Below are 4,826 nucleotides of genomic sequence, written 5' to 3' on the forward strand. Positions count from 1 at the left end.
CGCCGGAACCGGCCAGACTGCCCCGCCGCAGGCCCGGCGCCAGCGGCATCAAGGAGTTCTTCCGGTTACGCGATCCGACCGGCAACTGAGCCCGGCCGCAGGCCACTTCCCCCACCTGACCCGCCACCCGACAGGCCCACCCGGCCGTCCTCACATCCCACCGTCCCCCCACGTCCTCCAAGAACAAGGGGAGTTTGCCCTCATGGACCACCAAGCCCTCGCGCGGGAGATGCGCGGCCTGCGTGAGCAGGTGACCGGCATCACCGACACCGTGGTCGCGGCGGCGGACGGCCTGCTCATCGCCGCCGACACCGCCGACTCCATCGACCCCGAGGGCCTCGCCGCCCTCGCCGCGGCCGGCCTGGGCCTGGCCCGCCGTACCGCCGAGGCCACCGACCGGGGCGTCCTGCACCGCACGGTGACCTACGGCAGTCACGGCTTCGCCGCCTTCTACGGGGTCGGTGACACCGCGCTCATGGTCGTCCTCGGCGACGAGGGCATGGACGTGGACCGTCTGCACACGGCGACGCAGCCGACCCTGCGCCGCATCGATCTGATCCTCACCGACAGGGCCGCCAAGGCGCCCGAAGGAGTGTGAAAGGGATGGCGACGAAACGTATGACCCCCGGTTTCTCCGACCAGGTGATGGGCCTGGTGAAAGCGCTCCGCACGGACGCCCCCGACTGCGTCGCGTCCGGTGTCGTCGACATGTCGACCGGCATGCTGCTGTCGTACGAGACGGTCGACAACCATCCGCCGGAGGTGCTGGACCTGCTCGCGGGCGCGACCCTCGACCTGTTCCAGGGGCGGACCGTCGTGATGATCGAGGACGTCTTCAAGGAACGTCGAGGGAACTCCGGCGACAACCACTTCTTCCAGGAGATCCTCGTCAACAGCGACAACCTCACCCACCTGTTCGTGCGGATGACGGAACAGCAGGACGTGGTCGCGGTGGTCGTCTGCCGAAAGTCCGTGAACGTGGGCATGCTGTTCGCCCAGGTCCGCCGGGTGGTGAAGGAGTACCAGCTGTGAGGGCGCGGCAACCCTGAACGGGCCGGGGGCCCCCGCCTCCCGGTGGGGACCCCCGGCCCGTTCACGCCGTGCTTCGACGTCGTGCCTTGACGCCGTGCCTTCACTCCGTGCGCAGGCCGTCCGGCCGCAGCAGCCGCAGCAGCGGCGGCAGGCTCAGCAACGTCACAGCGAGGACCACCCCCGCGCCGGCGCAGGCCATCGCCAGCACGGAAGCCCAGTCCACGCCCACCGGCGTGTCCGACATCCGCAGCAGCACCGCACCCAGGGTGATGCCCACCACCGAGGCCAGCAGCAGACCGAGCCCGATCGGGATCGCCGTCTGCCACAGCACCGACATGGTCAGCGTGCGGCGGCGGGTACCGAAGGCGACCAGCGCCGACAGCAGCTTGCGGCGTTCGCGCAACTGCTCCAGCTGCGACACCAGCAGGCTCGCCCCGATCAGCATCAGCACACAGAGGGCGCCGACGAGCAGCCCGGTGCGCAGCGCGTCGTACCTCGCGGAGGTCCTGGTGGCCGTCCAGGTGTCCGGAACGGACAGGGGGTCCACGGCGGTGGCGGTATTGCGGACGTGTTCGGCGACGTCCGGCACCGACTCGTCGACCGAGAGGTACAGCGCGCCGCTGACGGACTTCGCGACGTTCTCGGGCATCGCGGCCGGAGTCATCAGGAAGCCGCCGCGCCGGGTGCCGGCCGGGTCCACGATCGAGCGGGCCGTGCCGACGCCCGCCGGGACGGTCCAGGTGGCCTCCGAGACATCGCCGCGGCCGTAGGACTCCAGGTACAGCTTCTTGCCCGGCCGGTTCAGCGCCGGACCGTCGACGGAGTACTCCCCGCCCTCCAGGACGAACAGGTCACCGTCCGCGCAGGACGGCAGCTTCGCCACCTCGCGCAGCGCCGCGCAGTCGCCGACGGTCAGCTCGGCGGTCAGGGTCGGGCCGTTCTCGGTGTTCCACGAGGCGTCACCGAGGTAGCCCTCCCACAGGGCGGTGGCCTTCCGTACGCCCTTGGTGTCGGTGAACTTCTGGACGGTCGGGGCCATCGGGACGCCGTCCGGGAGGCCCACCTGCATCTGCGCCCGGCGCAGATCCTGGCCGGTCTCCTCGGTGTACTGGCCGTCGACCCCGGCGAACAGCATCTGGAGCGCGATCGCCGCGGCCACCGCCACGGCGATGCCGTTGACCATCCGAGCCGCCGTACCGCTGCTCAACTGCAGCCGCCGTATGGCCAGTTGCCAGGCGACGCCGCCGGCGCCGAGACGGCCGACGACCGTCTCCACCAGCCAGGGCAGCAGCGCGGTGACCCCGACGAGCAGCAGCAGGACGCCGCCGACCACCAGGTACTTGTTGAAGTCGCCGTCGTCGCGGCCCTGGCCGATCATCGGGTAGAGCATCGCGAGGCCGGCCACCGGCAGCAGCAGCCGCCACCACAGCCGGCGCCGCGCGGGCTTGGCCGCGCGCACCACGCCGAGCGGCTCGATCACCACACCGCGCAGCGCGAGCAGCGTGACCAGGACGGCGGCGGTGGGCACCGCCACCGCGACCAGCGTGGCCAGCGCGGGCGAGGGGTCGAGATAGCTGGGCCACACGCTCACGCCCAGCACCTCGACCGAGCCCGCCACCTGGCGTCCGGCCAGGAAGAACGCCGTGCCGAGAACTAGACCGAGCAGGGCGCCGGCCAGAGCCTCGCCCGCCGCGATCCGCCGGGTCATCCGGCTGTCGGAGCCCACCAGCCGCAGGGCCGCGAGCCGGCGGTCGCGCCGATCGCCGCCGAACCGCACGGCCGCCGCGATGAACACCGCGACCGGCATCAGCAGAGCCACGATCACCACGATGTTCAGCAGGACCAGGATCGGGTCGGCTTGCTCGGGCGTCGGGGTCGGGTCGCCGAAGCCCGTCAGCCGGACCGTCCGCCACGCGTCCATGCGTGCGGCGAGCCCCGAGCCGCCCGCGTAGTAGGCGAGTTCCTGCGAGCCGATCAGCCCGCTCTCCCCGATGCCGCCGACGATCCGGTACGGCAGCCGCTCCCGCAGCAGCGCCGAGCCGTCCGCGGCGAGCAGCTTCCTCAACGCGGGCGAGACGACCATCTCGCCCGCTCCCGGGTACCGGTCCACGCCGGGCGGCAGCGGTGCCCGCGGGCCCTCCGGCTCCACCAGCCGACCCCGCACGTCCTTGTCCCTGAAGGTCGTGTCGACGTGGGAGATCACCAGGGTGTCGTCCGCCTTGGGCGGCACGATCTGGTCGTACCTGTAGTCCGTGCGGGCCTGTTCGCGGTCGTGCCGGGCGGACAGCGCGTTGGGCAGCGCGGTCGACAGCAGCAGCAGCGCCACGCCGAATCCCACGCCGACGGCCGTCAGCCCGGCCCGGACCCACCCCTCCCGTCCGCCCGCGAAGGCGAACCGGCAGCCCAGGGCCAGGTCCCGGCCCCACTGGCGCAGGTTCATACGACCCGCTCCATGTCACGCGACTTCCCGTCCCGTACGACGATCTCGCGGTCCGAGTACGCCGCCACCCGGGCCTCGTGCGTGACCAGCACCACGGCCGCGTTGGCGGACCGGGCGGCTTCCGTGAGCAGGTCCATCACACGCTCGCCGTTGAGCGAGTCCAGGGCGCCGGTCGGCTCGTCGGCGAAGATCACCCGCGGGCCGGTCACCAGCGACCGCGCCACGGCGACCCGCTGGCCCTGCCCGCCGGACACCTCGCCGGGCCGCTTCCCGCGCAGGTCGTCGACCTCCAGCCGCTCCATCCAGGCCAGGGCGGTCCGCTCGGCCTGCTTGCGCGGGGCGCCGTTCAGCCGCAGCGGCAGCGCCACGTTCTCCACGCAGGTCAGCTCCGGCACGAGCTGCCCGAACTGGAACACGAACCCGAACTCCGACCGCCGCAGCGCACTGCGCCGGGCGTCGCTCAACGTCGCCAGCTCCCGCCCGTCGTACGTGATCGAGCCCGAGTCGGGCTGCACGATCCCGGCGAGACAGTGCAGCAGCGTCGACTTGCCGGAGCCGGAGGGGCCCATGACGGCGACGACCTCACCGGGGTGGATGGAGAACTCGGCGCCGTCCAGCGCCATGGTCGGACCGTAGGCCTTGCGCAGGTCCTGGGCGGCGAGCAGCGAGCCGGCGGGGGCGCTCATGAGGTCACCGCCTCTCGCAGCTTGTCCAGGCGTGCCGCGGTCAGCTCCAGCCAGCGCAGATCGGCCTCCAGATGGAACAGGGCGTGGTCGCAGATCAGCTGGTCGGCGAGGTCGCCCTTGCGCTTGCGGTCGGTGAGGATGCGCATGCTGCGCAGGTGCTCGGAGCGCTGCGTGTCCAGGATGTCGGCCGCGTCGCGGTGCGTGAGCAGCGCGAGGACGATTTTGGTGTAGAGGGCCGACTGGAGGTACGGCTCGGGCTTCTCGGGCGTGGCGAGCCACCGGGCGACGTCGGTGATCCCGGCGTCGGTGATGGCGTATCGCTTGCGCTCCGGGCCGCCGCCGGCCTCGATGCCGTCGACTTCGACCAGGCCGTGCTTCAGCAGCCGGGACATCGTCGAATAGACCTGGCCGTAGTGCAGTGGCCGGTCGTGACCGAACTTGTCGTCGAAGGCCCGCTTGAGGTCGTAGCCGTGGCGGGGTCCGGACTCAAGGAGTCCCAGAAGGGTGTGACCGATGGACATGGGGAGGACTGTACACAGCGTGTATACCCGGGGTGTATACGTGGAGTGCGGAGGCGGTGGCAGGGTGTGGGTCGGCGCAGGTGGGGGCCGATTGTCACAGGTTCGCTACGGGGCTCCGGGGGGCGGTCCCCCGGAGCCCCGTAGCGA

Annotated in this window: 5 protein-coding genes; 2 read left to right on the top strand and 3 right to left on the bottom strand. The window is 71.8% G+C overall.

Translation table 11 applies throughout. The features are described from left to right. Window positions 1-202 precede the first annotated feature (202 nt). A complete protein-coding gene (locus P1P75_RS39670) occupies window positions 203-598 on the top strand; it encodes a roadblock/LC7 domain-containing protein (RefSeq protein WP_319264502.1) in 396 nt (131 codons plus the stop codon). Window positions 599-603: 5 nt separating this feature from the next. Continuing rightward, complete coding sequence (locus P1P75_RS39675; protein WP_319264504.1) at window positions 604-1,032, top strand: hypothetical protein; 429 nt, start codon at window positions 604-606, stop codon at window positions 1,030-1,032. Window positions 1,033-1,132: 100 nt separating this feature from the next. Here P1P75_RS39675 and P1P75_RS39680 read toward each other — a convergent pair whose 3' ends face one another. Genes P1P75_RS39680 through P1P75_RS39690 form a run of 3 tightly spaced genes read right to left on the bottom strand, consistent with a single transcriptional unit; the run spans window position 1,133 to window position 4,679 of the window. Continuing rightward, window positions 1,133-3,472: an FtsX-like permease family protein gene (locus P1P75_RS39680; RefSeq protein WP_319264506.1), complete on the bottom strand. Its 2,340-nt coding sequence runs from the start codon at window positions 3,470-3,472 to the stop codon at window positions 1,133-1,135. Further along, complete coding sequence (locus tag P1P75_RS39685; protein ID WP_319264508.1) at window positions 3,469-4,158, bottom strand: ABC transporter ATP-binding protein; 690 nt, start codon at window positions 4,156-4,158, stop codon at window positions 3,469-3,471. The genes P1P75_RS39680 and P1P75_RS39685 overlap by 4 nt, the downstream gene beginning before the upstream one ends. Then, window positions 4,155-4,679 carry a PadR family transcriptional regulator gene (locus P1P75_RS39690; RefSeq protein ID WP_319264510.1) on the bottom strand — a complete coding sequence of 175 codons (525 nt, stop codon included), beginning with the start codon at window positions 4,677-4,679 and terminating at the stop codon, window positions 4,155-4,157. The genes P1P75_RS39685 and P1P75_RS39690 overlap by 4 nt, the downstream gene beginning before the upstream one ends. Window positions 4,680-4,826: the final 147 nt, after the last annotated feature.

The organism is Streptomyces sp. ID05-39B (assembly GCF_033794725.1).
In the GTDB taxonomy this organism is placed as follows: Bacteria; Actinomycetota; Actinomycetes; order Streptomycetales; family Streptomycetaceae; genus Streptomyces; species Streptomyces bobili.

Coding starts and splice junctions, on each gene's coding strand:
- P1P75_RS39670 (WP_319264502.1), top strand. CDS start 203: ATGGACCACCAAGCCCTCGCGCGGGAGATGCGCGGCCTGCGTGAGCAG.
- P1P75_RS39690 (WP_319264510.1), bottom strand. CDS start 4,679: ATGTCCATCGGTCACACCCTTCTGGGACTCCTTGAGTCCGGACCCCGC.
- P1P75_RS39675 (WP_319264504.1), top strand. CDS start 604: ATGGCGACGAAACGTATGACCCCCGGTTTCTCCGACCAGGTGATGGGC.
- P1P75_RS39685 (WP_319264508.1), bottom strand. CDS start 4,158: ATGAGCGCCCCCGCCGGCTCGCTGCTCGCCGCCCAGGACCTGCGCAAG.
- P1P75_RS39680 (WP_319264506.1), bottom strand. CDS start 3,472: ATGAACCTGCGCCAGTGGGGCCGGGACCTGGCCCTGGGCTGCCGGTTC.